Origin of the sequence: Achromobacter sp. PD1 (assembly GCF_048541815.1) — a bacterium.
In the GTDB taxonomy this organism is placed as follows: domain Bacteria; phylum Pseudomonadota; class Gammaproteobacteria; order Burkholderiales; family Burkholderiaceae_B; genus Achromobacter; species Achromobacter bronchisepticus_A.
The window spans coordinates 696,859-723,847 of the sequence record NZ_CP183349.1 but is presented as its reverse complement, the minus strand read 5'-3'; the positions used below and the strand labels follow the sequence as shown (position 1 = coordinate 723,847).

At 66.3% G+C, this 26,989-nt stretch carries 27 protein-coding genes; 9 read left to right on the top strand and 18 right to left on the bottom strand.

The window, feature by feature from the left end; all coding sequences use genetic code 11:
* Nucleotides 1-6 precede the first annotated feature (6 nt).
* The 4 genes from ACM1PE_RS03340 (at nt 7) to ACM1PE_RS03325 (ending at nt 3,937) form a co-directional block, all read left to right on the top strand.
* Nucleotides 7-894, top strand: coding sequence for a branched-chain amino acid ABC transporter permease (locus ACM1PE_RS03340; RefSeq protein ID WP_059374831.1), 888 nt, complete (start codon nt 7-9; stop codon nt 892-894).
* A complete protein-coding gene (locus ACM1PE_RS03335; protein WP_059374833.1) occupies nt 891-1,874 on the top strand; it encodes a branched-chain amino acid ABC transporter permease in 984 nt (327 codons plus the stop codon). Before ACM1PE_RS03340 ends, ACM1PE_RS03335 begins: the two co-directional genes overlap by 4 nt.
* Before the next feature lie 105 nt (nt 1,875-1,979).
* The gene (locus tag ACM1PE_RS03330; RefSeq protein WP_419342548.1) at nt 1,980-3,005 is read left to right on the top strand and encodes an ABC transporter substrate-binding protein; all 1,026 of its coding nucleotides are present in this window, start codon (nt 1,980-1,982) and stop codon (nt 3,003-3,005) included.
* Nucleotides 3,006-3,091: 86 nt separating this feature from the next.
* Nucleotides 3,092-3,937 carry a branched-chain amino acid aminotransferase gene (locus tag ACM1PE_RS03325; RefSeq protein ID WP_118931856.1) on the top strand — a complete coding sequence of 282 codons (846 nt, stop codon included), beginning with the start codon at nt 3,092-3,094 and terminating at the stop codon, nt 3,935-3,937.
* 39 nt (nt 3,938-3,976) lie between these two features.
* On the opposite strand, the gene ACM1PE_RS03320 is transcribed toward ACM1PE_RS03325, so the two are convergent.
* From ACM1PE_RS03320 to ACM1PE_RS03235, 18 genes are all read right to left on the bottom strand, one after another.
* Entirely contained in the window at nt 3,977-4,789 is an 813-nt protein-coding gene (locus ACM1PE_RS03320) for an N-acyl homoserine lactonase family protein (RefSeq protein ID WP_059374840.1), read from the bottom strand.
* 1 nt (nt 4,790) lies between these two features.
* On the bottom strand, nt 4,791-5,504 hold the full coding sequence (locus tag ACM1PE_RS03315; protein WP_059374842.1) for an ABC transporter ATP-binding protein: 714 nt from the start codon (nt 5,502-5,504) through the stop codon (nt 4,791-4,793).
* A complete protein-coding gene (locus ACM1PE_RS03310) occupies nt 5,491-6,273 on the bottom strand; it encodes an ABC transporter ATP-binding protein (protein ID WP_280015310.1) in 783 nt (260 codons plus the stop codon). Before ACM1PE_RS03310 ends, ACM1PE_RS03315 begins: the two co-directional genes overlap by 14 nt.
* A complete protein-coding gene (locus tag ACM1PE_RS03305) occupies nt 6,270-7,244 on the bottom strand; it encodes a branched-chain amino acid ABC transporter permease (protein ID WP_059374846.1) in 975 nt (324 codons plus the stop codon). The genes ACM1PE_RS03310 and ACM1PE_RS03305 overlap by 4 nt, the downstream gene beginning before the upstream one ends.
* Before the next feature lie 3 nt (nt 7,245-7,247).
* Nucleotides 7,248-8,117 carry a branched-chain amino acid ABC transporter permease gene (locus tag ACM1PE_RS03300; RefSeq protein ID WP_059374849.1) on the bottom strand — a complete coding sequence of 290 codons (870 nt, stop codon included), beginning with the start codon at nt 8,115-8,117 and terminating at the stop codon, nt 7,248-7,250.
* A 22-nt stretch (nt 8,118-8,139) separates the two neighbouring features.
* A complete protein-coding gene (locus tag ACM1PE_RS03295; protein ID WP_059374851.1) occupies nt 8,140-9,303 on the bottom strand; it encodes an ABC transporter substrate-binding protein in 1,164 nt (387 codons plus the stop codon).
* Nucleotides 9,304-9,354: 51 nt separating this feature from the next.
* Complete coding sequence (locus tag ACM1PE_RS03290) at nt 9,355-10,203, bottom strand: alpha/beta fold hydrolase (RefSeq protein WP_059374853.1); 849 nt, start codon at nt 10,201-10,203, stop codon at nt 9,355-9,357.
* The gene (locus ACM1PE_RS03285; protein ID WP_059374855.1) at nt 10,200-10,586 is read right to left on the bottom strand and encodes a hypothetical protein; all 387 of its coding nucleotides are present in this window, start codon (nt 10,584-10,586) and stop codon (nt 10,200-10,202) included. Before ACM1PE_RS03285 ends, ACM1PE_RS03290 begins: the two co-directional genes overlap by 4 nt.
* A gap of 113 nt (nt 10,587-10,699) precedes the next feature.
* On the bottom strand, nt 10,700-11,371 hold the full coding sequence (locus ACM1PE_RS03280; protein ID WP_251877421.1) for a 3-oxoacid CoA-transferase subunit B: 672 nt from the start codon (nt 11,369-11,371) through the stop codon (nt 10,700-10,702).
* Nucleotides 11,361-12,053, bottom strand: coding sequence for a 3-oxoacid CoA-transferase subunit A (locus ACM1PE_RS03275; protein WP_059374858.1), 693 nt, complete (start codon nt 12,051-12,053; stop codon nt 11,361-11,363). Before ACM1PE_RS03275 ends, ACM1PE_RS03280 begins: the two co-directional genes overlap by 11 nt.
* 37 nt (nt 12,054-12,090) lie before the next feature.
* Nucleotides 12,091-13,263, bottom strand: coding sequence for a thiolase (locus ACM1PE_RS03270; protein WP_059375343.1), 1,173 nt, complete (start codon nt 13,261-13,263; stop codon nt 12,091-12,093).
* Nucleotides 13,263-13,667 carry a Zn-ribbon domain-containing OB-fold protein gene (locus tag ACM1PE_RS03265; protein ID WP_419342547.1) on the bottom strand — a complete coding sequence of 135 codons (405 nt, stop codon included), beginning with the start codon at nt 13,665-13,667 and terminating at the stop codon, nt 13,263-13,265. Before ACM1PE_RS03265 ends, ACM1PE_RS03270 begins: the two co-directional genes overlap by 1 nt.
* A 44-nt stretch (nt 13,668-13,711) precedes the next feature.
* Nucleotides 13,712-15,799, bottom strand: coding sequence for a 3-hydroxyacyl-CoA dehydrogenase NAD-binding domain-containing protein (locus ACM1PE_RS03260; RefSeq protein WP_280015314.1), 2,088 nt, complete (start codon nt 15,797-15,799; stop codon nt 13,712-13,714).
* Between the two features lie 7 nt (nt 15,800-15,806).
* Entirely contained in the window at nt 15,807-16,019 is a 213-nt protein-coding gene (locus tag ACM1PE_RS03255) for an acetyl-CoA carboxylase biotin carboxyl carrier protein subunit (RefSeq protein WP_059374865.1), read from the bottom strand.
* A 15-nt stretch (nt 16,020-16,034) separates the two neighbouring features.
* Nucleotides 16,035-17,399: an acetyl-CoA carboxylase biotin carboxylase subunit gene (locus tag ACM1PE_RS03250; protein ID WP_419342546.1), complete on the bottom strand. Its 1,365-nt coding sequence runs from the start codon at nt 17,397-17,399 to the stop codon at nt 16,035-16,037.
* A gap of 20 nt (nt 17,400-17,419) precedes the next feature.
* Nucleotides 17,420-18,967 carry an acyl-CoA carboxylase subunit beta gene (locus ACM1PE_RS03245; protein WP_306633775.1) on the bottom strand — a complete coding sequence of 516 codons (1,548 nt, stop codon included), beginning with the start codon at nt 18,965-18,967 and terminating at the stop codon, nt 17,420-17,422.
* 47 nt (nt 18,968-19,014) lie between these two features.
* A complete protein-coding gene (locus tag ACM1PE_RS03240; RefSeq protein ID WP_419342545.1) occupies nt 19,015-19,995 on the bottom strand; it encodes a Bug family tripartite tricarboxylate transporter substrate binding protein in 981 nt (326 codons plus the stop codon).
* A gap of 74 nt (nt 19,996-20,069) precedes the next feature.
* Complete coding sequence (locus ACM1PE_RS03235) at nt 20,070-21,038, bottom strand: tripartite tricarboxylate transporter substrate binding protein (protein ID WP_251877431.1); 969 nt, start codon at nt 21,036-21,038, stop codon at nt 20,070-20,072.
* Nucleotides 21,039-21,210: 172 nt separating this feature from the next.
* On the opposite strand from ACM1PE_RS03235, the gene ACM1PE_RS03230 reads away from it, so the two are divergent.
* The 5 genes from ACM1PE_RS03230 to ACM1PE_RS03210 all read left to right on the top strand — a co-directional run bounded on the left by ACM1PE_RS03230 (nt 21,211) and on the right by ACM1PE_RS03210 (nt 26,957).
* Entirely contained in the window at nt 21,211-22,665 is a 1,455-nt protein-coding gene (locus ACM1PE_RS03230; protein ID WP_118931861.1) for an aldehyde dehydrogenase, read from the top strand.
* A gap of 77 nt (nt 22,666-22,742) precedes the next feature.
* Nucleotides 22,743-23,639 carry an NAD(P)-dependent oxidoreductase gene (locus ACM1PE_RS03225; protein WP_419342544.1) on the top strand — a complete coding sequence of 299 codons (897 nt, stop codon included), beginning with the start codon at nt 22,743-22,745 and terminating at the stop codon, nt 23,637-23,639.
* A gap of 18 nt (nt 23,640-23,657) precedes the next feature.
* Nucleotides 23,658-24,374 carry an IclR family transcriptional regulator gene (locus tag ACM1PE_RS03220; protein ID WP_059374886.1) on the top strand — a complete coding sequence of 239 codons (717 nt, stop codon included), beginning with the start codon at nt 23,658-23,660 and terminating at the stop codon, nt 24,372-24,374.
* A 43-nt stretch (nt 24,375-24,417) separates the two neighbouring features.
* Entirely contained in the window at nt 24,418-26,562 is a 2,145-nt protein-coding gene (locus ACM1PE_RS03215) for a phosphocholine-specific phospholipase C (protein WP_419342543.1), read from the top strand.
* The gene (locus ACM1PE_RS03210; RefSeq protein ID WP_059374890.1) at nt 26,559-26,957 is read left to right on the top strand and encodes an ASCH domain-containing protein; all 399 of its coding nucleotides are present in this window, start codon (nt 26,559-26,561) and stop codon (nt 26,955-26,957) included. The genes ACM1PE_RS03215 and ACM1PE_RS03210 overlap by 4 nt, the downstream gene beginning before the upstream one ends.
* Nucleotides 26,958-26,989: the final 32 nt, after the last annotated feature.

Sequence of the window (26,989 nt, the reverse complement as noted above, 5' to 3'; positions counted from 1 at the left end):
CATAAGATGACTGACATTTTCGGCATCCCCATACAGGCCTTGTTCGGCCAGCTATTGCTAGGCCTGGTCAACGGCTCCTTCTACGCCATGCTGTCGCTCGGGCTGGCCGTCATCTTCGGGCTGCTGAACGTCATCAACTTCGCGCACGGCGCGCTCTACATGCTGGGCGCGTTCATCGCCTGGATGGGGCTGTCGTACCTGGGGTTGAACTATTGGGTCATGCTGATCCTGGCGCCGCTGGTCGTCGGGCTGTTCGGCATCATCATAGAAAAGCTGTTGCTGCGGCACCTGTACAAGCTGGATCACCTGTACGGGCTGCTGCTGACCTTCGGCCTGACGCTGCTGATAGAAGGCCTGTTCCGCAGCTTCTACGGCGTCTCGGGTCAGCCCTACCCCACGCCTGACGCGCTGCGCGGCGCCACCAACCTGGGCTTCATGATCCTGCCGAATTACCGCGGCTGGGTCGTGGCAGCCTCCCTGACAGTGTGTCTGGCAACCTGGTTCGTCATCGAACGCACCCGCCTTGGCGCCCTGCTGCGCGCCGGCACCGAAAACCCCCGCCTGGTCGAGGCCTTCGGCGTGAACGTGCCGCGCATGATCACCCTGACCTATGGCTTCGGGGTGGCGCTGGCGGGCTTTGCCGGCGTGCTGGCCGCGCCCGTGCTGCAGATTTCTCCGCTGATGGGCTCCAACCTCATCATCGTCGTGTTCGCCGTGGTCGTGATCGGTGGCATGGGGTCCATCATGGGCGCCATCGTGACCGGTCTGGGCCTGGGCGTGATCGAAGGACTGACCAAGGTGTTCTGGCCCGAGGCCTCCAGCACGGTCGTGTTCATCATCATGGCCATCGTTCTGTTGATCCGCCCGGCCGGGCTGTTCGGAAAAGAAAAATGAATCGTCAATTCCTGGGCTATGCGGTACTGGCCATCGTGGTGGCCATTCTTCCCTTCATCGGGGTCTATCCGATCTTCGCCATGAAGATCATGTGCTACGCGCTCTTCGCCTGCGCATTCAACCTGCTGCTGGGTTTCACCGGGCTGCTGTCGTTCGGCCACGCCGCCTTCCTGGGCAGCGCGGCCTACGCCACCGGCCACGCGCTCAAGGTGTGGGGCTTCCCCACCGAGATCGGCCTGCTGTTCGGCGTGGCCGTGGCGGGGCTGCTGGGTCTGGCGATGGGCGCCATCGCTATCCGCCGCAGCGGCATCTATTTCGCCATGATCACCCTGGCCCTGTCGCAGATGGTGTTCTTCTTCTTCCTCCAGGCGAAGTTCACCGGCGGCGAGGACGGCCTGCAGAGCGTGCCGCGCGGCACCCTGTTCGGGCTGATCGACCTGTCCAAGGACCTGAACCTGTACTACGTGGTGATGGCCATCTTCATCATTGGCTACTTCATCATCTGGCGCACGGTGAACTCGCCCTTCGGCCAGGTGCTGCAGGCGCTGCGCGAAAACGAACCGCGCGCCATCTCGCTGGGCTACGACGTCGACCGCTTCAAGCTGCTGGCCTTCGTGCTGTCGGCAGCGCTGGCCGGCCTGGCGGGCGCCACCAAGACCCTGGTCTTCGTGTCGGCCACCTTGTCCGATGCCACCTGGCAGATGTCCGGCCTGGTCATCCTGATGACGCTGATCGGCGGACTCGGCACCTTGACCGGTCCCATCCTCGGCGCCTTCATCGTGGTGCTGATGGAAAACAAGGTGGGCGACTTCGGCCAGATGATGGCCAACCTGACCGGCGTGGACTGGTTCCTGCGCCTGGGCGAATCGGTCACCATCGTGATCGGCCTGATCTTCGTGATCTGCGTGCTGGCCTTCCGCCGCGGCATCGTGGGCGAGGTCGGCGCCTTCATCGATCGCCGGCGCGCCGCCCGCGCCTGATCCTGGCAACGCAAGCACGGGGCCGCGTTATGCGGCCCCGTTTCATTTGGCGAGGCCGCTGCCGCCCGTACAATGAACGGCACCCAACCAAACAGGTGCCTGACCATGCGCAAACCGCATCCGCTCGCCCCCGTCCTTGGCGCCCTGGCGCTGGCCGCCGCCCTTCTTCCCCCGACTGCGCAAGCCGCGGATGCCGCCGCGCCGGTATGCGAAGTCAAACGGCCGGTCCGCTTCAGCGGCCTGAACTGGGAATCCAACCTGGTGCTGGCCGGCATCGAACGCTACGTGCTGGAACACGGCTACGGCTGCAAGACCACGGTCGAAATCGGCGAAACCCTGCCCATGCTGGCGGCGCTGCAACGCGGTGACGTCGACGTCACCCCGGAAGTGTGGCCCGGCCAGATCGAGGGCGCATGGAAGAAGGCCCTGGCCAGCGGCAAGGTGCTGGGCGTGGGCCACGTCTACGACGCCGGCGAAGGCTGGTACGTGCCCCGCTACACCGTCGAACGTCATCCCGGCTTGAAGTCGGCAACCGACCTGGCACGCTTCAAGGACGTCTTCGCCGATCCGGAGGAACCCGGCCGCGGCCGGATCTACGGTTGTCCGGCGGGATGGGCCTGCGGCACCCTGAACGAGAACCTGCTGCGCGCCTTGAAGCTTGAAAAGGACTATGCGATGTTCGCGCCCGGCTCCGGCGCTGCGCAGAAAGCCGCCATCGTGTCCGCCTACAAGCGCAAGCGCGACATCGTTTTCTACTACTGGACGCCCACTTCGCTGGTCGGCGCGCTGGATCTGGTGAAGCTGGAACTGCCCGCGTTCGACCAGGCCGCCTACACCTGCATGACCGATCCCAAATGCGCGAATCCCGTGCCCACCGAGTTCAAACCCAACCCCGTCGTCACGGGCGTGAATGCCGAGTTCGCGAAACAGGCGCCGCAGATCGCCGAATTCCTGGGCAAGCTGACGGTACCCGGCGACGCCATCGACGCCACCCTGGGCTGGCTGGAAAACGAAGGCAAGGAACCCGAGGACGCCGCGCGCTATTTCCTCAAGCAATACGGCCCGGTCTGGCGGCAATGGATGCCGGCCCAGGCAGCTGACCGCGTGCAAGCGGCGCTGGCGCGCGAATGATGCCGGGAAGCCGGCAGCCGCCTCATGTATCCTGACGTTTCGGCGCGCCGATAGCGCCACCCCAATTCAAGTGAAGGAAGACAACCATGGATGCCTTGTTCTGGCACAACGGTCACTGGACCACTGAAAACCCCAAACTGCTCGGCCCCGCCGACCACGCCTTCTGGATGGCCAGCATGGTGTTCGACGGCGCGCGCGCATTCCGCGGCCTGACGCCCGACCTGGATCTGCACTGCCAACGCGTGGTGCGCTCGGCCGAAAAAATGCTAATGAAGCCCCAGATCGGCTGGGAAGAGATCCAAAAGCTCTGCCTGCAGGCGGTGGCGAAGTTCCCGCAGGGCAGCGAACTCTACATCAAGCCCATGTTCTATTGCGCCGACGGCTTCCTGCTGCCGGACGCCGACAAGACCCAGTTCGTGCTGCACGTGTTCAAGGTGCCGATGCCGGGCGACCAGGGCTTCTCCGCCTGCTTCTCCAGCTTTGCGCGTTCCTGGCCCAACATGGCGCCCACCGACGCCAAGGCGTCCTGCCTGTACCCCAACGGCCAGCGCGCTATCCGCGAAGCCGCCGAGAAGGGTTTCGACAACGCCATCATGCTGGACGGCGCGGGCAACATCGCCGAGTTCGCCACCAGCAACCTGTGGATCGCCAAGAACGGCGTGGTGTCCACGCCGGCCGACAACGGCACCTTCCTGAATGGCATCACGCGCCGCCGCGTGCTGGCGCTGCTGAAGGCCGACGGCGTCGACGTGCAGGAACGCAGCCTGACCCGCGCCGACATCGAGGAAGCCGACGAAGTATTCTCGTCCGGCAACTACGGCAAGGTGGTGCACGTGAACCGCGTGGAAGACCGCAAGCTCGAATACGGCCCCATGGCCCGCCGCGCACACAAGCTGTATATGGATTACGCGGAGCAAACCGGCCGTCATTGAGGCTCGCGGCTCACGCCACGGGCGGGATCAGGGCTGGAATCAGTCCGCCCGTGGCGGCAGATGCAGCGCCGCCACATGCGGCGAACCCTGCCAGGAAGGATAGCGCTCCAGCACCTGAGGATCATGGCCCGGAACGACGTGTTCCTCCGATTGCGCGGCCCCGACCAGCCTGGCGTATCCCGACAACATCTCCGCCGTGTTGTAGACGATGGGAAAAGGGCGGCCCGCGTCCATGTTCTCGTAGTAGTGGCTGGCATCCGATGCCAGCACCACCCAGCCTCTCGCGGTGTGCACCCGCACGGCCTGCAAGCCCTTGGTATGGCCGCCGATCTTCAGCAGCCCGATGCCGGGCAACAGCGCTGAATCGCCATCGTGGAATACGACCCTGTCCTCGTAGACATGCCGGACCAGGCTGACCACGTCCTCGACGGCATAGGCATGCCGCAACGGTTCAAAGCACATGCAGCGGCCGGTCGCGTAGTCCATTTCGCCATCCTGCACATGGAAACGCGCCCGCGGCAAACGATCCAGATTGCCGGCATGGTCGTAATGCAGATGGGTCAGGACCACGTGCTGAACGTCCTCGGGCCGCACGCCCAGCGGCGCCAAGGCCGCTATCGGACAATGGATCAGCTCGCGGCGGCGCTTATGCGCCGTCTCGGCATTGAATCCGGTGTCGACCAGCACGACGCGTCCGGCGCCACGCACCAGCCAGACGAAGAAGTCCATCGGCATGTCGGCGTCGTGGGGGTCGCCACCCAGAAAATTGTCGCGCCGCCGACGCGGCATGCGCGCGTAGCGGATGGCGTACACCTCGTATTCCGGCAGCACATCCCGCCTTGGATCGCCCATATCAAACTCCCAAATAGGCTTTCTGCACGAACGGATCCTCCAGCAGTTCGGACCCCTTGCCGCTGCGCACCACGACGCCATGCTCGAATGCGTGCGCCTGGTGAGCCAGGCGCAGCGCCAGGCGGGCGTTCTGCTCCACCAGAACGATGGCAATGCCGCTGTCCCGGTTGATGCGCTCGATGGCGCCGGCGATCTCCGCCACGATCTTGGGCGCGATGCCCAACGAGGGTTCATCCAACATCAACAGCCGCGGCTGCGCCATCAGCGCCCGCCCGATGGCGACCATCTGCTGCTCTCCGCCCGACAACGACCCCGCCAGTTGCGAACGCCGCTCCCGCACTCTGGGAAACAGAGCATAGATTTCGTCCAGCCGGCGACGTATTGCCGGGCGCGAACGCACCGCATGCGCACCCGCCATCAGGTTGTCCAACACGCTCATGCGCCCGAACAGGCGGCGTCCTTCGGGCGACAACGACAGGCCGGCGGCGACACGGGCGGCAGAGCCTTGCCGCGCCAGATCCCGGCCATCGAGGAGAATGCGGCCGCCAGCAACCGGCGCCAACCCGATGAGCGCCTTCAAGGTCGAACTTTTGCCCGCGCCGTTGGAACCGACCAGCGCCACGATCTGGCCCGTCTCCACCGCAAAGCTGACACCGCGCACGGCCTCCAACTGGCCGTAGCGCACGCTCATATCCTGGACTTCAAGCATGGGCATAATCGGGCGCTCCCAGATAGGCTTCAATGACGGCGGGATTTTCGCGGATGGCCTGCGGCGCGCCTTCGGCGATCTTCTCGCCCTGGACCAGCACCACGATGCGGTGGCAGAGTTCCATGACCAGCGCCATATGGTGCTCCACCAGCAGCATGGTCAACCCCTCTTCCGACTGCAGGCGGCGCAACAGCCTTCCCAACTCGTTGCATTCCTCGTGATTCAGCCCGGCGGCTGGCTCATCCAGCAGCAGCATGCGCGGGCGGCAAGCCAGCGCCACGGCGATCCCCAACTTCTTCTGCAAGCCATAGGCCAGCGCCCCAGCCGGCGCATCGCGCCAGGCCTGCAGGTCCAGCAGGCTCAACAGCCGGTTGACCTCCTGTGCGATCTGCGTGTCGGTAAGCAGGTCGTGGCTGCGCCCTGCCAAGCGGCGCAACCATGATTGCCGCGCGCGCGCCAGCATGCCGCGGCGGATGTTCTCGGCCACCGAGACGTCCGGATAAGTCGAGGTGGACTGGAACGTGCGTGCCAGCCCTTGCACGACCACTCGGCTGGGTGGACCGCCAGCGATATCGCGGCCATCGAACCGCACACTACCGGAGGTCGGCGGCATGGTGCCGCTGATGACGTTGAACGCCGTGGTCTTGCCCGCCCCATTAGGACCGATCAACCCGACGATCTCGCCCTGAGAGACGGAAAAGCTCAGCTCCCTCAGGGCGGCCAGGCCGCCGAAACTGCGCGACAGGCCCTGCACTTGCAGCAGCGCTTGGTTCATTGGGACTCCTTGCGGCGACGCGCCTGCCAGGGCCCCGGCAAGCTGGCCAGGCCCGCGGGCAGAAAGCGCAGGATGAGGATCAACGCCGCGCCGTAAAAAATATGCTGCGTCTGCACCGCGCCACGAAACAGCTCAGGCAGCGGCGTCAACACCATGGCGCCGATCAGGCCTCCCCACACCGAACGTCGCCCGCCGATGACCAGCATGATGATGAAGCCGATGGAAATGCTGGCGTTGAAGGATTCCGGCGACACGTAGCCGACATAGCGCGCCAGCAACGAGCCTCCTGCCGCAGCCAGGGCGCAGCCGGCAATGAAAGCGCATAGCTGGATGCGGCGCACGCTCAGGCCGGTGGATTCGGCCAGTGCCGGGTTGTCGGCCACGGCGTCGATGGCATGTCCGAATGGCCGTCGCGCCAAGGCGCTCAGCAGTGCCACCGAGCCCAGCGCAGCGCACAGCGCCAATCCGTAGAAACGCGCGCGAGAGTCGAACACCAGGCCCGCCAACGCGGCAGGCTCGATCCCGGCGATGCCATTGGCACCGCCCGACCACGATGAACCGTCGAGCAGGATCAGGCGCAGCAGCTCGCCAAACGCGAAAGTGACCAGCACGAAATACACGCCTTTGAGCCGCAGGATCACCGCTCCGAGAGCCAGCGCAACCAACGCCGTCAAGGCGATTCCCGCCAACGCGGCGGGCAAAAAGCTCCAACCCAGGTAGCGTCCCGCCAGCACCGAACCATAGGCGCCTATGGCGACAAAAGCGGCATGTCCCAGCGACAGCTGGCCGCAACGCGAGATCAGCGCCAGACCGTTGACGATGAGCACGTTCAGGCAGGTCAGCACCGCCAGATGCTGAACAAAGGGCCCGGCGAACCAGGGCGCCGCCGCCACCGCGGCCAGCATGGCCCACAGCAGCCAACGCAACGGCGCGGGCCGCGGCAAGCCGGATTCAAGCGATAGTTCTGTCATGGCCTATGCCTCCCCGCGGCCTAGCAGCCCCTTGGGCCGTACCACCAGCATCACGATGACCACGGCGAAGATGAGCATGTCCGCCGTGCTGCTTTCAAACAGCAGGCTGCCGTAGCTCTCCGCCAGCCCCAGCGCCAGTCCGGCGACCGCCGCGCCCGGGATGCTGCCCAGCCCACCCAGGATCACCACGATGAACGCCTTGAGCAACGGCGTTGCGCCCACGAACGGCGACACCGAGAACAAGGGCGCCATCAACGCGCCCGCCACCGCCGCCAGCCCTACGCCCAAGCCGAAACCCAGGGGGTAATACATGCGCGAGCGTATGCCCTGGATCGCCGCGATTTCGAAATCCTCCACCACCGCGCGCAGCGCCCGTCCCGGCCGTGAATAACGCAGGAACCCATACAGCAGCGCCAGCGCCAACAAGGCGAAAGCGACGACGTAGACGCGCGACAGCGGCACGACCAGCTTGTCCAGGCGCACCGTGCCCCGCGCCACGGCCGGCATGGAAAGCGGATCCGGGCCGAAGAACATCAGCGCCAGGTTCTGCAGGATCATCGCCAGCCCGATGGTCGCGATCATGCCGTTGAGTTCATCGCGGCGAAACGGCTTCAGCACGCCCCATTCCAGCGCCGCGCCGCCGGCCACCGCAAACACGAAGGTCAGCGCCACGGCCGGCAGGAACGAGAAGCCCGCCTGGGTCGTCAGGTAGTACGCGCCGAATGCCCCCAGCATGTAGAACTCGCCATGAGCGAAGTTCACCATCCGCATCACGCCGAACACCAGCGTGAAACCCACGGCCATCAACAGATACAGCAGCCCCACGATCAAGCCGTTGACCGTGGCCTGCGCCAGCAAAATGCTCCAATCCACGTCGCGCTCCCCCCGGGCCGCGCTAGCGGCACTCCGCCACGGTGCAGCGCGCGCGGATCACCTCGAGGCCGTCCTTGACCTCGGCTACGTAGAACGGCGCGTTGAGCTGGTGATCGATCCCGTACATGGCCCGCCCAGTCCAGCTCAGTTTTCCCAGCGCACCCTCGAAGCCATCGAGCTTTTCCAATTCGACACGGACGCGCTCGGTGTCTTCCACGCTGCCTGCGCGGCGCATGGCCTCGAACAGCATCTGCGTGCCATCGTAGAAAGCCGGGCTGAAGCCGTTCATCGGATGCTTGTACTTGGCCGCATAGCGGTCCGCGTAGGCCTTGGTGGCGGCCAGTTGCGGGTCGATCGGCGTATGCACCAGCATGCCTTCGGCCGCCTGTTTGCCCGCCACGTTCACGATTTCCTGCGTGGCCGGTCCGCCCGTGCGCACGATGCGCCCCTCGAAACCGAGTTCGCGCGCCTGCTTGACGATGAGACCCGCGGTGGCGGGCGAATTGCCATCCAGCTCGATGGCGTCGATGCCGCGAGCCATCATGCGGGTCAGCAGCGGCACGAAATCCACTCGGTCGCGTTCGAAGAATTCCTTGGCGGACAGCGCCGCGCCCGCCTTCTTGTAGGCGGCCTCCAGATCGAGGGCGATCTGCTGCCCGGTTTCATCATTGGGAAACAAGGCCCCCACCTTGCGTAGCCCCTGCGACTTGACCAGCCAGTCTATCTGCGGCTGCGAAACCTCGGCGGTGGTGACGTTGGGGCGGAAGGTATAGGGCTTGTCCGCGGCCAACGCCTTGGCGGTAAAGCCCAGCGTCAGCAGAATGACCTTGTTCTTCTCCGTAATCGGCTGGATGGCAAGCACGGGCGCCGAACCGACGGGCCCGACGATGTAGCGGACCTTGTCCTCGAATACCAAGCGATTGGCGACGGTCACGGCCTCGTTGGCCTGGTACTTGTCATCGTAGGCGACAACCTGCACCCGATACTTCTTGCCACCGACGTCCAGGCCGCCGGCCTCATTGACCTGGTCCGCCGCGACCTCGGCGGCGTTCTTCATGCCTTGCCCCCACGCGGCCCCGGCGCCGGACAGCGTAACCAGCGCGCCCAGTTTCAGGGTCTCCTGGGCCTGTGCCGCGGACGCGGCCCCCAAGGCAACGAGGCCAGCCAGAATGATCGGATAACGCATGATGTCTCCTGTGAGTACGCGGGCAGTGCCTGCCCGTCTGTTGCGCCCGCTCTACAGGCGGGCGATGGCGTCAAGCACCGGCAGCACGTAGCGACGGAACTGCCGCGGGTTTTCGCTCATCGGGAAATGTCCCAATTCGCGCATCACGGCGACCTGCGCACCGGGGATGCCAGCGGCCGTGCGCAAGGTGTCTTCGGGCGTGCAGGAGAAGTCGTATTCCCCCGTCAGCAGATAGAGCGGACACAGATCGGTGCGGATGCCTTCGAGCTTTCCCCGCAGGTCCGCGTCGACGCGATAGAAGTACAGGTCCCCGCGGAATACGCCTGGCCCGCCTTGCATGTATTGCCAGAGCGTTTCGTGCCGATGCACGGCCGGCGATTGCGGCGCAACCAGACCGGACACCAGGGCGGCGCAAACCTCGCCGCCATGCACGTCGCCGCGGTGCAGCCAGGCGGTGTCGTACCACGGCTCCTGAAAGTCCGCGGCTTCAACGCCGATCAGCGCGCGAAAGCGCTCGGCATGTTGGTGGGCAAGCTGCAGCACGATGCGACCGCCTATCGAGCAGCCAATCAGGGCGGGCCGCGGCAGCGCCAGCGCGTCGCAAAAGGCGAGTATGGTTGCCACGTAGAGTTCAGTGGAAAGCCGGTATTCCTCGTCCTGCCAACCTTCGGGGGGATAGGACTTGCCATGCCATGGCAGGTCGAACGCGATGACCCGGTAACGCGAGGTGATGTCGGGATCGCACATCATGTGACGGTATTGCCGGCTGTCCGCGCCCGCCGTATGCAAGCAGACCAGCGGTATGCCCTCGCCCGCCTCTTCGAAGTAGACACGGTTGCTCCTGCCGGCGATGTTCAACGACACATAACGGCCGACGATGGGTTCCAGAGCGGCGCTCATGCTTGCGTCTCCCGGCCCGTGGCCAGCAGGTCCTTGATGAATTGCAGATGCGCCATCAGCGGCTGGAGGTTGCCTTCGATGGTCAGCTCGCGCCGCTTGCTGAGCGCGAAGAGGTCATGCCAGCCTGCCGGCGGCACCGGCTGCCAGAAGCGCGACCAGGCATCCGCGGACGCGCTCAAGGAAAAATCGCAGGACGGCATGGGTGTGGCGGGCGCGGCGGCCGCTACCACCCGCCCGCCGCGCACGCCCACCAGCACGGGGCTGGCCCCGAAGCGCAGCAGCAGATTCATATCGACCTGGCGCTGGCGCGAAAACGACAGCGCGCGAGCACTGAAGCGCTGCGCCAGCCGCGCGCCATCGGCAGGTTTGGCAACTGGTTCCATTGTCTCTCCGCTTTCTTTTTTGTTCTTATAGACAGAACATTTATTCTTTCTGTAAGAACATTCTATATATTGAAAAGTCCCGGTGTCAACATGGCGAGAATCCGGAGAAATGCCTATCTGACCGTCAGCGTCCGGCAATCAGCGGCCAGCCTCAGCGGGCATCCGGTCAGTCCCTGCAAGACCTCGAAATCCAGGCCCGCCACCATCGCCCTCACCGACAGCCCGGCAGGCGAAACGTCGATGATCGCCAGATCGGAATAGATGCGATCCACCACCCCTGTGCCCGTCAGCGGATAGGAGCATTCGCGGACTATCTTGGGCTGGCCGTCCTTGGTGACGTGTTCCATGGTGATGTAGACCTGCCGGGCGCCCGCCACCAGGTCCATCGCGCCGCCCACGGCGGGTATCGTGCCCGGCGCGCCCGTGTCCCAGTTGGCCAGATCGCCCCGCTCCGACACCTGAAATGCCCCCAGCACCGTCAAATCCAGATGGCCGCCACGCATCATGGCGAACGACACCACGTGATCGGTGATGGACGCTCCCGGCAGCAGGGTGACAGGCTCTTTGCTGGCGTTGATCAGATCCAGGTCCAGCGGCGCCTCGGCGTCGCCCGGCCCCATGCCCACAATGCCGTTCTCGGTATGCAGGATCACGTCGCGGCCGGGCGGTAGAAACGCCGACACCAGCGTGGGGATGCCGATGCCCAGATTGACGTAGGCGCCATCCTCGATATCGGCCGCGACCAGCCGCGCGATCTGCTGCCGCGTGAGTTTTTCAAATGCCATGGCCCGCTCCTGTCCGCACCACCCGCTTGACGAAGATGCCCGGCGTCATGACGTGCTCGGGCGCAATGCCGCCCAGGTCCACGATGTCGTCGACCTGCGCCACCGTGGTGGCGGCGGCCATGCACATGACCGGGGAAAAATTGCGGCCCGCGTAGCGGTACATCAGGTTGCCCCAACGGTCCGCAACGCGGGCCTTGACGAAGGCATAGTCCCCTTTCAAAGGCGCTTCCAGCACATAGCCCACGCCATCTATGACGCGCGTCTCCTTGCCGGCCGCCAGCGGCGTGCCGTAGGCGGTGGGCGTGAAAAACGGTCCCAGCCCGGCGCCCGCGGCGCGCATGCGCTCGGCCATGGTGCCCTGGGGCACGCACTCCAGCTCGATTCTCCCGGCGCGGTAGGCGTCCGCGAAAGCCGCCGCATTCGGGTTCTTGCGGTCGGAGGAACGCGCGAAGGAACAGATCATCTTGCGCACGCGTCCCGCTTCCACCAGCTGGCTCAGGCCCCTCGGGCCATTGCCGGCGTTGTTGTTGACAATGGTGAGTTCACGCGCGCCCTGGTCCAGCAGCGCGCACACCAGCTCCGTCGGCACGCCCGAGGCGCCGAAGCCGCCGATCAGGATCACCGCGCCATCCGGCACGCCCGCCACCGCGGCCTCCAGCGTATTGACTGTCTTGTCCAGCATGGGCTCTTTCTCCCTGCCTATGATGAAGGCGGCCCGCTCAACGCGTGGCCGGGCCGCCAAGAATGGCGGTCGATTGGCTGGACAACGTGCCGCCGTTGCCATGCACCAGCGCGATATCGGCCCCGGGAACCTGGCGCTCTCCCGCCTGGGCGCGCAGCTGGCGCACGGCTTCGATCACCAGGAAGATGCCGTACATGCCAGGATGCACGCAGGATAGTCCGCCGCCATTGGTATTGACGGGCAGCCGCCCGCCAGGGGCAATGCCGCCTCCCTGCACGAAGGCACCGGCCTCGCCTTTCTTGCAAAAGCCCAGGTCCTCCAGGAACAGCAGCGTATTGATGGTGAAGGCATCATAGAGTTCGGCCACGTCCACGTCGGCGATGCCCAGGCCCGCCATGGCCAACGCCCGCTTGCCCGATTCCGCCGCAGCGGTGACGGTCAGGTCCTCCATGGACGAGATCTGCCGGTTCCAGACAGCCGTGGCGCTGCCCAGCACGTAGACGGGCGCCTGCTTCAAATGGCGGGCGCGATCGGCGCGCACCATCACATACGCGCCGCCGCCGTCGCTTACCAGGCAACAGTCGCGCACCGTCAAGGGGTCCGAGACCGGACGCGACCGCAACACGTCCTCGATCGACAGCGGTTCGCGCATCGCGGCTTCGGGATTCAGCCTGGCCCAGGCCCTGGCGGCGACGGCCACCTCGGCCAGTTGTTCCCGCGTGGTGCCGTACTGATACATATGGCGGGCGGCTGCCAAGGCGTAGGACGTGACCGGCTGCATTGGCGAATACGGATGCTCGAAAGGCTGCGGATCGAGCAAGGCCCGCGCCTTGACGCCCTCCTTGCGGCCGAAGACGGCGGTCTTCTGGGTACTGCCGTAGCACACCAGCACTGCGTCGCACTGCCCCGAAGCCAGCGCCATCACGGACGGCAGCAAGTGCGACACAAAGCTGGAACCGCCCAACATTGAGGCTTCGATATAGCGCGGCCGCAGCCCCAGGTACTCCGCCACGGGCATGCTCCACATGGTGGCCGACGAACTGCATGTCGCCAGGCCGTCGATATCCCGCATCGACAGGCCCGCATCGGCCACCGCCCGCGTCGCCGCCTGCGCCAGTACCTCCATCTCGGTATACCCATGGGCTTCGCCCAGGCCCGCATGCCCCACCCCGGCTATCGCGACCTGGCCACGCAACGACTCCAGCGTCATCATGCGTCCTCCGCGGGCGTGAACACCAGCATCGCCACCTGGCCGTCGTCGCGCCGCACCCGCGCACGTACCGGCAAGCCGATGCGCAGGCGATCCAGCGCAATATCGTCGACCCGGCTCATCAAGCGCACGCCTTCCTCCAGATCGATCAGCGCCACGTTGTAGTCGCCGCCGACCTCCGGCTTGCGGCGCACGACGCTGTAGGAATAGACCGTGCCCGTGCCGGCCGGCGAGGTCCACTCCAGCTCGGTGGCGCCGCAATGCATGCACAGGACTCGGGGGAAAAACTGGTGCGCGCCGCAAGATGCGCAGCGCTGGATCAGGAACCGGCCTTGCGCCAGGCTGGAAAAATACTGTTCTTGCGGGCCGCGAGCCGCGGCGCCGTCGTTCTCTTCGGTGACCATGCTTGTCTCCATTCTTCTTTGTTCGCGGCGCTGCACCGCTGTCGTCACAAATCCGCGAAGGACCGCCCCTCGGCCGCCAACCGCTCCAGCAAGGGAGCCGGCCGCCACTGTTCGCCGTGCTGTTCGTGGAACCGCCGGACCGCGGCCAGCACGGCGGGCAGCCCCTGCTGATCCGCGTAGAACAAGGGACCGCCCCGGTGCGCCGGGAATCCATAGCCATGGACGTAGATCACATCGATGTCCGACGCTCTTGCGGCGATGCCTTCGTCCAGGATGTGCGCCGCCTCGTTGACGAGCGCGTATACCGTGCGCTGCACGATCTCGTCATCCGAGATCTCCCGCCGGCTGATGCCGTCCTGCCGCGCGCAAGCCTCGATAAGCGCATGCACGGCAGGATCCTCCAGTGGCTCCCGACTGCCGGGTTCATAGCGGTAAAACCCGCTACCCGTCTTCTGGCCAAAACGCCCTTGTTCGCACAGGCGGTCGGCCACGCGCGAGTAACGCAGATGCGCGGGCCGCGTGGGCGCCATGCGCTTGCGGAAGGCCCAGCTGATATCCAGTCCGGCCATGTCCGCCATGCGCAAAGGCCCCATCGCCAGGCCGAAGCGCTGCAAGGCGCCGTCCACCTGCGACGGCGACGCGCCCTCCTCCAGCAGGAAATGCGCTTCCCGCGTGTAGGGGCTGACCATCCGGTTGCCGACGAAGCCGTCGCAGACGCCTACCAGCACGGGCAGCTTGCCCATCTTGCGCGCCAGCCGGAACACCGTCGCAACCACCGCGCCATCGGTCGCGCGCCCTTTCACTACCTCCAGCAACCGCATGACATGGGCGGGGCTGAAGAAATGAGTTCCCAGCACCTGCGCGGGGCGGCTGGTGTATCCGGCGATCTCGTCGATATCCAGCCGCGACGTGTTCGACGCGAGTATGGCGCCGGGCTTGCAGATCCGATCCAGCGCGGAAAATATCTGGCGCTTGACGTCCATGTCCTCGAACGCCGCCTCGATCACCAGGTCGACGTCGCACAGCGCCGCCATGTCCAGGCTGCGACTTATGCGCGCCAGGCGTCCGGCCTCCTGCGCAGCCGACAGTTTTCCCTTGACCACGGTCGCCGCGTAGTGATTCCTGATGGCCGACCACCCGCGATCCAAGGCCTGCTCATCGCGTTCGACCAGCACCACATCCAGGCCGGCATTGGCCAGGCTCATGGCTATGCCGCCGCCCATGGTGCCGGCGCCCACCACGCCCACCCTGGCGATGCCGCCGCCAGCCTGCCAATCCGCGGGCAGCTTGAGCGCCGCCCGTTCCGCGAAGAACAGGTGGCGCTGCGCCTTGGACTGGCTGCCGTTGACCAGTTCCAGGAAGCGCTCGCGCTCGAAGGCCAGCCCGTCCGGCAGCGCCGACCCGGCCGCATATTCCACGCAGGCCACGCAAGCCAGCGGCGCCACGCAGCCGCGGTAGCGGCGGGCAGCCTGCGCACGCGCGCGGTCGTAGACTGCCGTGTCCGGCGGCGCCTGCACCCGGCGCGCGCCAACGTTGCGATCCGCCAGTGGCGCGTCGGCGACCGCCAGCGCATAGGCGGCCGCGCGCGGCAGCAGCGCGTCGCCGTAGACCTCGTCGACCAGCCCCCATTCCCTTGCCGTGGCCGCATCGACCGGATCGCCCTGCGCGATCATGGTCAACGCCCGCTCGACGCCAACGATTCTCGGAAGCCTTTGCGTGCCCCCCGCCCCGGGCAGCACTCCCAGCTTCACTTCAGGCAGGCCCAGCGACGTCCCTTCCAGGGCCACGCGGTAGTGGCAGCCCAGCGCCAGTTCCAACCCGCCCCCCAGGGCCGCGCCGTGTATTGCCGCCACGACAGGCTTGGTCGCGCCCTCCAGCAACGCAATGACCGAGCGCAGCGTCGGTTCGCGCGTGGACATGGGAGTATTGAATTCGCGGATCTCGGCGCCGCAGCAGAAGAAGTCGCCATCTCCCGCCAACACCAGCGCGCGCACGCTGGCATCCGCCAGCGCGGCTTCGATCGCTGCATGCAATCGCGTCCGCAGCTCCGCGCCCAGGCTATTGACCGGTGGATTGCGCAGCAGTAATACCGCCACGCGCCCCGATTCCATCCGCTCGGTATGGATCAACATGGCCATCTCATTCCAGTTCCACGACGATCTGGCCTTCGTCCACTTCGTCGCCTTCCGCCACGAGCACGCGAACGACCGTACCCGCGCGCTCGGCCTCGACTGGGATCTCCATCTTCATCGATTCCACCTTGGCGACGCTGTCGCCAGCCTCCACGCGCTGGCCCGGTCGGACGGTTACGGCGACCACTCGGCCGACTACGGGGGTTTCCACTTTGAACATCGTCATCTCCTTGATTTATGCGGCGTGCGCGGTCGCGCGCGATTCTTCGAGCATGCGTGCCACCATCCCGGTGGAGACGCGGCCCGCACGGAACTCAGGGTCGTCCAGCAGACGCAGGACGAACGGAATGTTGGTCTTGACGCCCGCCACACGGAACTGAGCCAAGGCGGCCTTCAACAGGTCCAGCGCCTGTCTGCGGGTCTGCGCGCTGGCGATCACTTTCGCCAGCATGGGGTCGTAGTGACTGGAAACGCGGCATCCCGTCGCGTAGCCTGTCTCGATGCGCACCCCCGCCATCGCGGGCGGAGCAAACTCCTGAAGCACGCCCGGCGAAGGCAGGAAGCGCACCGGATCCTCTGCATAGACCCGCGCCTCGATGGCGTGGCCGCTCAAGGGCGGAACCAGCGGCAACACATCGGCCATGCGCTCGCCGGCAGCCAGCCGCAGCTGCGCGGCGACGATATCCACGCCCGTCACCGACTCGGTCACCGCGTGCTCCACCTGCAGGCGGGTATTGATCTCCAGGAACGAGAAGCCGGTTTCGGGCGTGTACAGCATTTCGACCGTGCCGATCACGTCGTAGCCTATGCCGGATAACATGGCCTCCAACCGTGCGGCCATGTCTTGCAGCGCGGCGCGCTCCAGGCCTGGAGCAGGCGCCTCTTCGAGCACCTTCTGATGGCGGCGCTGGGTCGAGCAATCGCGTTCGTACAGGCAGCGCAGTTGTCCATGGCGGTCGGCCAGGAACTGGAACTCGACGTGACGCGGATCGCGCAGCAGCTTCTCCAGGTACAGCTCCGAACCGCCGAAGCTGCGCTCGGCGATCAGCCGCGCCCGGCCCCATTCGGTGTCCACATCCTGCGGGCAGGCCAGGGGAATCATGCCGATACCGCCCCCGCCCGTTGCAGGTTTGATCAGCACCGGATAGCCCAGGGTTTCGGCGGCCTGCCGCACGGCCTCCAGATCGCATCCCAGCACGGCGCTGCTGGGCGCCATGGGCATGCCCAGCGCCCGCATCGCGTCGCGCGCCTGCGTCTTGTGCCCCAGCATGCGGATCCAGCGTGGGGACGGACCGACAAAGACCATGCCCGCCTGCTCCACCGCTTCGGCGAAGTCCGCGTTCTCGGAAAGAAAGCCATAGCCGGGATGCAAGGCATCGGCGCCGCACTCTCGCGCCACCCGCAAAAGAGTGTCGCGGTTCAGGTAGCTCTGCGACGCCGGCGCCGGGCCGATGGGCAGCGCGACATCGGCCTCGCTCAGGTAAGGCAAATCCCGGTCCGCCTCGGAGTAGACCGCCACGGATTCGATGCCGAGCGTGCGCAGCGCCCGGATGACGCGGCGGGCGACAGCCCCCCGGTTGGCAACAAGCACTCGCTTCATCAGAGGCTCCATGTGGCGGATCAAGGCCGGTAGCCGAAGGCGCGCGGGCCGGCTTCGCGCAAGGGCGCCACCAACTCCACGAACTCCTCCAGCACGTTGCGCGTGGCGGCCGGGTCGATGATGTCCTCCACCACGAAAGCCTCGGCGCTGCGGAACGGCGAGGTCAGGCCGCGTACCCGCGCCTCGATCTCCCGCATCTTGGCCTCGGGGTCCGCCGCGGCCTCGATCTCGGCCTTGTAGGCGACCTCCAATCCACCTTCGACCGGCAACGACCCCCATTGCGCGGACGGCCAGGCATAGCGGAAATTAAATCTTCCCGCGCTCTGGTGACCGCCAGCCGCCACGCCGAACGCCTTGCGCACGATGATCGAACACCATGGCACGGTGGACTGCGCCACCGCGCTCAGCGCGCGCACGCCATAGCGCATGGCGCCGGCCTTCTCCGCGTTCAGGCCGATCTGGAAGCCCGGCACATCCACCAGATTGACGACCGGCAGATGAAAGGTCTCGGCCAGGTCCAGCAGCCGGGTGAATTTCTCGGCGGAAGGACCGTCCCAGCCTCCGCCATAGTGGTAGGGATCGCTGGCGAAGACCGCCACCGGCCAACCGTCGATGCGAGCCAGGCCCGTGATCATCGCGCGCCCCCAGCGGCGGCCAATCTCCATGAACGAGCCTTCGTCCACCAGCGCGTCCACGATGGGCCGCATCTTGTACACGGCACGCGCGTCGGCGGGAATGACGCCGCGCAGCCAGTCCTGCCCGCCGCCTGGACGTCTTCCGCCCTCGGCGCGCGGCGACAGTTCGTGCACGGATCGGGGCAAGTAGGACAGGAAGCGCCGTGCCATCGCAAAAGCGGCTTCTTCCGAGTCGGCCTCGTCATCCACCACGCCATTGCGGGTGTGGATGTCGCTGCCGCCCAGTTCATTCTTGTCCAGCGTCTGACCGATACGGGCCACCACGGGAGGCCCCGCGATGAACAACTGCGAGGTCTCGCGCACCATGACGGAATAGTGGCTTGCCGCCACACGCGCGGCGCCCAGGCCGGCCACCGAGCCCAGCGCCAGCGACACGACTGGAACTGTGGCCAGGTTCTGCGTCATCAGCGGCCACATGCGCAACTTGGGCAATAAAGTGTGGCCCTTGATCTCGATGTTGCGCACCGAGCCGCCACCGCCGGTGCCATCCACCAGCCGCAGTAGCGGCAGGCGCAGATCCTGGGCCATGCGCTCGGCCTCCATCAGCTTGTCGCCGACCGCGCCGTCATTGGCGCCGCCGCGCACGGTGAAATCGTCGGCGCACACCACGACCGGCCGCCCTTGCACCTTGGCGCGGCCGACCAGGAGATTCGACGGCGTCAGGTCCGTCAGCTGGCCTTGATCGTCGTATTCCCCGCTGCCGGCCAGCGCACCGACCTCGCGAAACGATTCCGCATCGACCATCTTCTGGATGCGCTCACGCACCGGCAGCTTGCCGCCCTCCCGATGCCGGCGCACTTTCGCCTCGCCGCCCATGCGCGCCGCCAACTCCTTGCGCAGCGCCAATTCCCGCAGTTCTTTTTCCCAGGACACCGTATGCTCCCTTCTGCCTGTTGCCGAACCAGCCCATTGCCGCCGGCTCAATCGATCTTGATGTTGGCGCGCTTGATGAGCGCTTCGTTCTGCTTGAGTTCATCGGCGATCTTCTGCCGGAAAGCCTGCGGCGATTGCGTCAAGGGATTGCCCTGAGGCGCCAGGCGTGCGCGCACGGCGGGATCCTTGACCGCCAGGGAAATTTCCTTGTTCAGCCGCTCGACCACCTCGGGTGGGGTGCCGGCTGGGGAAAAAATGCCGACCCAGAAGGAAATGTCGAAGCCCGGATAGCCCAGCTCCGCCACTGCCGGCACCTCAGGCAAGTCATGCCAGCGCTGCGCCGTGGACACGGCAAGCGCCTTCAGCTTGCCCGCCTTGATCAGCGGCACGCCCGACAAGGTGTCGAAGCCGAAATCCACCTCCTTGGACATCAATCCCGCCTCCATCGGCGCCGCGCCCCGGTACGGGACATGCAGCATCTGCGTATCGGACATGGTCGCCAGCTGGGCGCCTGCCAGGTGCATCAGGTTGCCGTTGCCGGCCGAACCGTAGCTGACGGTATTGGGATTGCGGCGCGCCAGGTCCACCAGCGATTTGACGTCGACCACGCCGGCCACGCGCGGATTCTCCGCATTGATCGTCAGGATGAAAGGCACCGAAACCACGGTGGTCACCGGCGCGAAATCCTTGAGCGGGTCGTACTGCATATCCTTGTAGAGCAAGGGATTGACCGTGATCGAACTGGAGTTGCTGACCAGGATGGTGTAGCCGTCAGGCTTGGCCTGCGCCACGGCACGGGCGGCGATCATGCCGTTGGCGCCGGTCTTGTTCTCCACCACGAACGTTTGTCCCATGCGGGCGGAAAGCGCCTCGCCCATGATGCGCGCCACCGTGTCGATGGTGCTGCCAGGGCTGAAGCCCACCACGAATTTCACCGGCGCGTTGGGATAGCCGGTGGCGCTTGCCCATTGGGGACCAAATGCCAGCAAAGCAAACGAACCTGCCGCGAGCCATTTCGAAACTTGCATGATGTGTCTCCTCCGTTGTTGTCGGATTCCGCGCCGCGCGCTACATGGACGCGCGGCTGCGGACCTCTTCGCCGTTATTGCGCGGCGACGGCGCCGGAAGCCTTGACGGCCTGGCCCCACTTCTCCTGCTCTTGCGCCATGAAGGCCGCGAAGGCCTGCGGCGTGCTGTTGACCACTTCTCCACCCAAGCCTTCGATGCGCGCCTGCATCTCGGGTGTCGCCACGATCTTCGATACGTCCTGATAGATGCGTTGCGCTTGCGGCGCGGGCAGCGACGCCGGCGCAAGCAGGCCGAACCAGGTGGCGGCCTCGAAGCCCGGCATGCCCGCCTCGGCAAAGGTCGGCACGTCGCGCAGCGCCTGCACCCGCTTGCCGTTGGCCACCGCCAGCGCGCGCAGCTTGCCGGATTCGATCAGCGGCAGGGCCGAGGTGATGGTGGCCAGCATCATCTGGACCTGGCCACCGGCCAGGTCGGTGAAGGCCGGCGCGTCGCCGCGGTACGGCACATGCGTGATGGAGGAGTGCGTGGCGATCTTGAACAGCTCGCCGCTCAGATGCTGGGCCGTGCCGTTGCCGGGAGAGGCGAAGTTGACCGAAGCGCCATCCCGCTTGAGATAGGCCAGAAATTCCTGCAGATTCTTGGCGGGGATGGACGGATTGACCACCAGCACCAGCGGCACCTTGGTCACCAGCGTGATCGGCGCAAAGTCCTTGACCGGGTCGTAGTTGAGCTTGGCGTAGAGATGGCCGCTGATCGTGTGCGCCGATGTGGTCATGAACAGCGTGTAGCCGTCGCCCTGCGCACGCGCCACCGCGCTGGCGCCGATCGTCGTGCCCGCGCCTGCGCGATTCTCGACGATGACGGTCTGCCCCCAGGACTGCGTGAGTTTTTCCGCCACCGCGCGCGCCACCACATCGGTGGCGCCGCCGGCCGGATAGGGCACGACCATGGTCACGGGTTTGGTCGGATAGGACGCGGCTTGTGCCGTGCCCGCAAACAGCGCCGCGGCACAAGCCAGGGCGCGCAGCCAATTGCATTGCATTGTGATGTCTCCTCTTGTCCTTCGATTGACGTGCGGTATATTTTTATCGTTCCTCTAGACAGAACGTTTATTCTATTTTATACTTTTTCGGCCAGAGCATGTCAACGAATAAATGCTCGTCCGACGCCACGGCCCCATTCGCGGCGTGCCATCAAGAGAGGAACAGAACTTCATGTCCGATACCCCGGAAACCCTGAAATCCATGCTGATCGGCGGGGAGTGGGCTACGCAAAGCGACCATGCTTTCGAGTCCATCAACCCCGCCACCGGCGCACGCAACTACTTCATCAGCGCCGCATCCGACGCGCAGGTCGACCAGGCTGTGGATGCGGCCTGGCAAGCCCAGCGGCGCGCGGCTTGGCGCGACATGCTGCCTCACCAGCGCGCGGCGATCCTGCGACGCATTGCCGACGGCATGGACGCCAACGCACCCTTGCTGGCGCGCCTGCAGATGATCGAGAACGGCAAGGTCTGGGCGGAATGCAAGGCCCAGGTCGCCAGCGCCGCGGCCACCTTCCGCTACTACGCGGGCGTCTGCGAAACGCTGGAAGCCGAAGTCACGCCGCCGCGCGGCAACTATCTGTCGATGACGCAATACGATCCGTATGGCGTGGTGGTGGCGATCACGCCCTGGAATTCACCGCTTACGATGGAAGCGCAAAAGATCGCGCCTGCCCTGGCCGCCGGCAACGCCGTCATCCTCAAGCCGTCCGAGGTCACCTCGTCGCCGGCGCTGGAACTGGGCCGCATCGCGCTGGAGGCCGGCCTGCCGCCGGGCATCCTCAACGTACTGACGGGCCTGGGTTCGACCGTGGGCCGCCGCCTGGTCGAACACCCCGGCGTGCGCATGGTGTCGTTCACCGGCGGCACCGCCAGCGGCCGCGCCATCGCCCATGCCGCCGCCGAGAAGCTGATGCCGGTAGCGTTGGAACTCGGCGGCAAATCGCCGCACATCGTGTTCGCGGACGCGGATCAGGACGCGGCGATAGACGGCGTCATCGGCGGCATCTTCGAAGGCAGCGGGCAGTCTTGCGTGGCGGGCTCGCGGCTCTACGTCCAGCGCAGCATCGCCGAGTCCTTCATCGCGAAGCTGGTCGCCCGCGCCAGCGCGCTCAAGGTAGACCTGCCCGACGCGGAAGGCGCGCAGATGGGACCGATCGCATCGTTCGGCCATCGCGGCAGGATCGAGGCCATGGTGGACTCTGCCCGCCGCGCAGGCGCCCAGGTGCTGCTGGGCGGACAACGCCCCGACGACGCCGGGCTGCAGACGGGCGCGTTCTATCTTCCTACCGTGCTGGCGGGATTGGCGCGTGACGCGCATGTGGTGCGCGAGGAGATCTTCGGGCCGGTGCTATGCGCGCTGACGTTCGAGGACGAAGACGACCTGGTCGATCAGGCCAACGACAGCGCCTACGGCCTGGCCTCCGGCATCTGGACAGCGGACTACCGCCGCGCCTGGCGCATCGCCAAGCGCCTGGAGGCGGGCAGCGTGTGGATCAACACCTACAAGCAGCTTTCGATTTCGACCCCGTTCGGCGGCTTCAAGCAAAGCGGCATCGGCCGTGAAAAAGGCGTGAGCGGCCTACGGCTGTACCAGCAATCCAAGGGCATCTACTTCGGCATGTAGGCACAGCCGCCCCTTTTCCTCATCGAACCGGGCCGCGCCAGCGGCCCCCCCTGCTTCTTCTATCGGAGACTTTCCAAATGGCTGAATTTCAACGTGCCGGCTTCATTGGCCTGGGCGTCATGGGCGAACCCATCTGCCGCAACCTGGCCGTCAAATGCGGACTGCCGGTGCTGGGCTGCGACAACGATCCTGCCCCCCTGCGCCGCCTGGCCTCCCATGGCGTGACCGAGGCGAGCGCCGCGCAGATCATGCAGGATTGCGACGTGGTGTTTCTGTCGCTGCCGTCCGGCGAAGTCGTGGCGCAGTTGGCGCGTGCCGCAGGCGGACTGCTGGCCGGCGCGCGCGCCGGCCAGTTCATCGTCGATCTGAGCACGTCGCCGGTCGATGTAACGCGCGAACTGGCGGCGGAGTTCGCGGCCAAGGGCGCGACCTTCATTGACGCCCCCGTCGCCCGCACGCGCGCGGCAGCGGAAGCCGGCACGCTCTCGGTCATGATCGGCGGCGAGGCCGCAGCCTTCGCCCGAGTCAAGCCGCTGGTCTCGACCTTCGCCAACGAAATCACGCACTGCGGTCCGGTCGGCAGCGGCCAGGTCGTGAAGATCCTGAACAACATGGTGCTGTTCGAGACCGTGGTGGCCCTGTCCGAAGCCCGCGCCATCGCGCGCCGTTCGGGCGTCGATCCACGGGTCCTGCTGGAGACTTTCACGCGTGGATCGGCCGATAGCTTCGCGTTGCGCAACCACGGCTTAAAGGCTATTCTGCCCGCAGACTTTCCCGAAAAAGCCTTCCCCGTGGACTATGCCCGCAAGGATTTGCGCTATGCGCTGGCGCTGGCCGATCAAACCGGCATACGGGCGCTAGGCGCGCGCAACGTGGACCATTGGTTCGACACCGCACTCGCCCAGGGACACGGCAACCGCTATTTTCCGATCATCAGCCAGGTCATCGATGCGGAGTCGGGAACCACCTCCTAATCACTCCCCTGCCATCCAATGAGTCGTACCCCTACTCAGGACAATTCCACCGACGGCGTCGCCGCCGTCGAACGCGCCCTGACCATCGTCGGGGCCATCGCGCAACGCACCGATCCGATCACGCTTGCCGACCTTTCCCGGGCCACGGGCTTCTACAAGAGCACGCTCTTGCGGCTCATTGCCTCGCTTGAGAAAGCAGCCTTGGTCGTGCGCCGCGCCGATGGCCGCTATGCCCTGGGTCCGTACGCGCATCATCTTGGCCGCGCCTATGAGGCCACCTACCGCCTGACCGAGACCATCCTGCCGCTGCTGCAAGCGCTGGTGGACAAAGGCACCGAGAGCGCCTCGTTCCACGCCTACCACGATGCGCAATCCCGCGTCTGCCTGTTGCGGGTGGATTCGCATCACTCCACGCTAGACCGCATACGCGTGGGAGACCTGCTGCCGCTGAACAAAGGCGCGGCGGGCCGGCTGATCACGGCCTACCTGGTCGACCAGCAGGCGCCCGCGCAAGCCGGCCTCGTGCTGACGTCCATGGGCGAACGCGACCCCAATTGCGCGGCCGTGGCCAGTCCGGTGTTCGGCCCCGATGGCGACATCTGCGGAGCCATATCGCTGTCCGGTCCGAAGGAGCGCTTCTCACCCGCGGCCATCAAGAAAATGTCCAAATTGGCGCAAGAAGCCGCGGCATCCGCCACGCAATCCCTGGGCGGGCGCTGGCCGACCGGCAGATAGCCGCCTGCATGCATCCCGGCCTTCCGGGACAAAAGGACTAGCGATGCGCAACAGACGCAATTTTCTGCGCGCTAGCGCGACACTCGCCGGCGCGGCCAGCGCCCTGGCGCTGCTGCCCGCCTCCATCCGCCGCGCGCTCGCGATCCCCGCGGCGCGGCGCACGGGCACGATCCGCGACGTCGAGCACATCGTCATCTTCATGCAGGAAAACCGTGCGTTCGATCACTACTTCGGCGCGCTGGCCGGCGTGCGCGGGTTTGGCGACCGCTTCCCCATCCCCGTGCCGGACAGCCCCGCTGCGCGCCATCGCACCGTCTGGGCGCAATACAACGACAAACCCGATGAAGGCGCGCCGCGCACGGTGCTGCCCTTCCATCTGGATACGCGCGAGGCCTTCGAGACCCTGCGCGTGGCCAGCACGCCGCACACCTGGTCCAACGCCCAGGACGCCTGGGACGCCGGCCGCATGGGCAACTGGCCGGCCGCCAAGAAGAACCATTCGATGGCGTACTTCACGGACGAGGACATGCCGTTCCAGTACGCCATGGCGCGCGCCTTCACGGTCTGCGACGCCTATCACTGCTCGTTCACCGGCGGCACCAACACCAACCGGCTGTTCGTCTGGACCGGCACCAACGACGGCCTGGGCCAAGGCAACGGTCCGGCGCTGGGCAATACCTACAACAAGCTCAAGGGTGGCGATCCGGCGCGCGCCTACACCTGGACGACCTATCCCGAACGCCTGGAGGCGGCCGGCGTCAGCTGGCGCATCTACCAGAACATGGCGGACAACTACTCATTGAATCCCACCGCCGGGTTCAAGGCCTATCGCGACGCCTATCACGGCGTGCCGGGATCGGCCGCCGCGTTGAAGGACAAGGCGCTGACCACGCGCGACCTGGATCTGCTGCGCCAGGACGTGCTGGACGGCACGCTGCCGCAGGTCTCGTGGATTTGCGCCACCAAGGCCGGTTCGGAGCATCCCAGCCCGTCCAGCCCGGCGCAAGGCGCCGACTACACGGCCCGGGTGCTGGATGCGTTGACGGCCAACCCCGAGGTCTGGAGCAAGACCGTCCTGCTGCTGATGTTCGACGAAAACGATGGTTTCTTCGATCACATGCCGCCGCCCGCGCCACCCTCGCGCGAGGCCTCGGGCGCGCTGGCCGGGGCGTCCACCGTGGACACGCGCGGCGAGTATCACGAGATCGTCGCCGGCGCGGAGAAAGACGACACGCCGGCGCATCTGCACGGCGTCTACGGTCTGGGTCCGCGCGTGCCCATGTATGTGCTGTCGCCCTGGACCAAGGGCGGCTGGGTCAATTCGCAGGTGTTCGACCACACGTCCGTGCTGCGCTTCGTCGAGCAGCGCTTCGGCGTGGCCGAGCCCAATATCTCGCCCTGGCGGCGCGCAGTCTGCGGCGACCTGACCTCGATCTTCGACTTCGCCGCGCCGGACGGTGCGGACCTGCTCAGCGGCTTTCCGGCCACCGCCGAACGCGCCGGACAGGCTTCGGCGCTGCCCGGCACGGTCACGCCCCCTGCGCCACTGCAGCCCGGACTGGCGCGGCAGCAGGCCGGCATGCGCCCCTCGCGCGCCCTGCCCTATGCGCTGCAGGTCCACGCGCGCGCGGACGCTGAAAGCGTCACGCTGCGCTTCGAGAACAGCGGCGCGGCGGGCGCCGTGCTGCACGTCTACGACCGGCTGCATCTGGAACGCGGCCCGCGCCGCTACACCATGGAAGCCGGCAAGCATCTGGAGGGCGTGTGGCAGACCGCAGCTGACGACGGCCGCTACGATCTCTGGGTACTGGGCCCCAACGGTTTCCATCGCCATTGCACCGGCCGCGCCGGCCTGCCCTCGCTGGAAGTATCGGCCGCCTATCAGGGACCCGGCGCATCGCTGCAACTGACGCTGCGCAACCCTACCCCGCAGGCGCGCACGTTCCGGGTCGAAGCCAACGCCTATGGCTACCCCCGGGAGGGCGGCGCCACGCTCGCTCCCGGCGCGACGGTCAGCCTGTCCTGGGACATGGCCCGCAGCGCCGGCTGGTATGACCTGACCGTGCGCGACAGCGGCGACCCGGCCTACACGCGCCGCCTGGCCGGCCGCATCGAAACTGGCACGCCCTCCACTTCCGACCCCGCGATGGGGCAGGAGCTGATACTGCAATGGACACCCCTGGCATGAAACCACCCGCCCCCTATGAAGACGCCGTGACCTTCCAGTTCGGCGACTCGCCCGAGCTGGCCGATGAGCTGCTCGCCCTGGTGCTGGCCGGCACGAAGACCGCCACCTGCGGCGCGTTGCGCGACTTCAATGAACAGGAACCCGTGCCCGAGGCCGGCCGGCGCGACGTGGTACTGGACGGCTCGGGCCGCCCGGCTTGCGTCATCGAGACCATCAGCGTGCTGATCCAGCGCTTCGACCAGGTGGACGAAGCGTTCGCGCTGGCCGAAGGCGAAGGGCCGTACGAGACCTGGCGCGAGGGGCACATCGCCTATTTCGACCGCAACGGCGGCTATGCGCCGGACATGATGCTGGCGTGCGAACGCTTCCGGGTGGTCGAAGTCTTCGAACGATAAAAAAGCCGGACGCCTTGCGGCGTCCGGCTCTT

What these genes read in the sequence shown, in the direction of transcription:
- ACM1PE_RS03340 (WP_059374831.1), top strand. Translation starts at nt 7, where the DNA reads ATGACTGACATTTTCGGCATCCCCATACAGGCCTTGTTCGGCCAGCTA.
- ACM1PE_RS03335 (WP_059374833.1), top strand. Translation starts at nt 891, where the DNA reads ATGAATCGTCAATTCCTGGGCTATGCGGTACTGGCCATCGTGGTGGCC.
- ACM1PE_RS03330 (WP_419342548.1), top strand. Translation starts at nt 1,980, where the DNA reads ATGCGCAAACCGCATCCGCTCGCCCCCGTCCTTGGCGCCCTGGCGCTG.
- ACM1PE_RS03325 (WP_118931856.1), top strand. Translation starts at nt 3,092, where the DNA reads ATGGATGCCTTGTTCTGGCACAACGGTCACTGGACCACTGAAAACCCC.
- ACM1PE_RS03320 (WP_059374840.1), bottom strand. Translation starts at nt 4,789, where the DNA reads ATGGGCGATCCAAGGCGGGATGTGCTGCCGGAATACGAGGTGTACGCC.
- ACM1PE_RS03315 (WP_059374842.1), bottom strand. Translation starts at nt 5,504, where the DNA reads ATGCCCATGCTTGAAGTCCAGGATATGAGCGTGCGCTACGGCCAGTTG.
- ACM1PE_RS03310 (WP_280015310.1), bottom strand. Translation starts at nt 6,273, where the DNA reads ATGAACCAAGCGCTGCTGCAAGTGCAGGGCCTGTCGCGCAGTTTCGGC.
- ACM1PE_RS03305 (WP_059374846.1), bottom strand. Translation starts at nt 7,244, where the DNA reads ATGACAGAACTATCGCTTGAATCCGGCTTGCCGCGGCCCGCGCCGTTG.
- ACM1PE_RS03295 (WP_059374851.1), bottom strand. Translation starts at nt 9,303, where the DNA reads ATGCGTTATCCGATCATTCTGGCTGGCCTCGTTGCCTTGGGGGCCGCG.
- ACM1PE_RS03290 (WP_059374853.1), bottom strand. Translation starts at nt 10,203, where the DNA reads ATGAGCGCCGCTCTGGAACCCATCGTCGGCCGTTATGTGTCGTTGAAC.
- ACM1PE_RS03285 (WP_059374855.1), bottom strand. Translation starts at nt 10,586, where the DNA reads ATGGAACCAGTTGCCAAACCTGCCGATGGCGCGCGGCTGGCGCAGCGC.
- ACM1PE_RS03280 (WP_251877421.1), bottom strand. Translation starts at nt 11,371, where the DNA reads ATGGCATTTGAAAAACTCACGCGGCAGCAGATCGCGCGGCTGGTCGCG.
- ACM1PE_RS03275 (WP_059374858.1), bottom strand. Translation starts at nt 12,053, where the DNA reads ATGCTGGACAAGACAGTCAATACGCTGGAGGCCGCGGTGGCGGGCGTG.
- ACM1PE_RS03270 (WP_059375343.1), bottom strand. Translation starts at nt 13,263, where the DNA reads ATGACGCTGGAGTCGTTGCGTGGCCAGGTCGCGATAGCCGGGGTGGGG.
- ACM1PE_RS03265 (WP_419342547.1), bottom strand. Translation starts at nt 13,667, where the DNA reads ATGGTCACCGAAGAGAACGACGGCGCCGCGGCTCGCGGCCCGCAAGAA.
- ACM1PE_RS03260 (WP_280015314.1), bottom strand. Translation starts at nt 15,799, where the DNA reads ATGTTGATCCATACCGAGCGGATGGAATCGGGGCGCGTGGCGGTATTA.
- ACM1PE_RS03255 (WP_059374865.1), bottom strand. Translation starts at nt 16,019, where the DNA reads ATGTTCAAAGTGGAAACCCCCGTAGTCGGCCGAGTGGTCGCCGTAACC.
- ACM1PE_RS03250 (WP_419342546.1), bottom strand. Translation starts at nt 17,399, where the DNA reads ATGAAGCGAGTGCTTGTTGCCAACCGGGGGGCTGTCGCCCGCCGCGTC.
- ACM1PE_RS03240 (WP_419342545.1), bottom strand. Translation starts at nt 19,995, where the DNA reads ATGCAAGTTTCGAAATGGCTCGCGGCAGGTTCGTTTGCTTTGCTGGCA.
- ACM1PE_RS03235 (WP_251877431.1), bottom strand. Translation starts at nt 21,038, where the DNA reads ATGCAATGCAATTGGCTGCGCGCCCTGGCTTGTGCCGCGGCGCTGTTT.
- ACM1PE_RS03230 (WP_118931861.1), top strand. Translation starts at nt 21,211, where the DNA reads ATGTCCGATACCCCGGAAACCCTGAAATCCATGCTGATCGGCGGGGAG.
- ACM1PE_RS03225 (WP_419342544.1), top strand. Translation starts at nt 22,743, where the DNA reads ATGGCTGAATTTCAACGTGCCGGCTTCATTGGCCTGGGCGTCATGGGC.
- ACM1PE_RS03220 (WP_059374886.1), top strand. Translation starts at nt 23,658, where the DNA reads ATGAGTCGTACCCCTACTCAGGACAATTCCACCGACGGCGTCGCCGCC.
- ACM1PE_RS03215 (WP_419342543.1), top strand. Translation starts at nt 24,418, where the DNA reads ATGCGCAACAGACGCAATTTTCTGCGCGCTAGCGCGACACTCGCCGGC.
- ACM1PE_RS03210 (WP_059374890.1), top strand. Translation starts at nt 26,559, where the DNA reads ATGAAACCACCCGCCCCCTATGAAGACGCCGTGACCTTCCAGTTCGGC.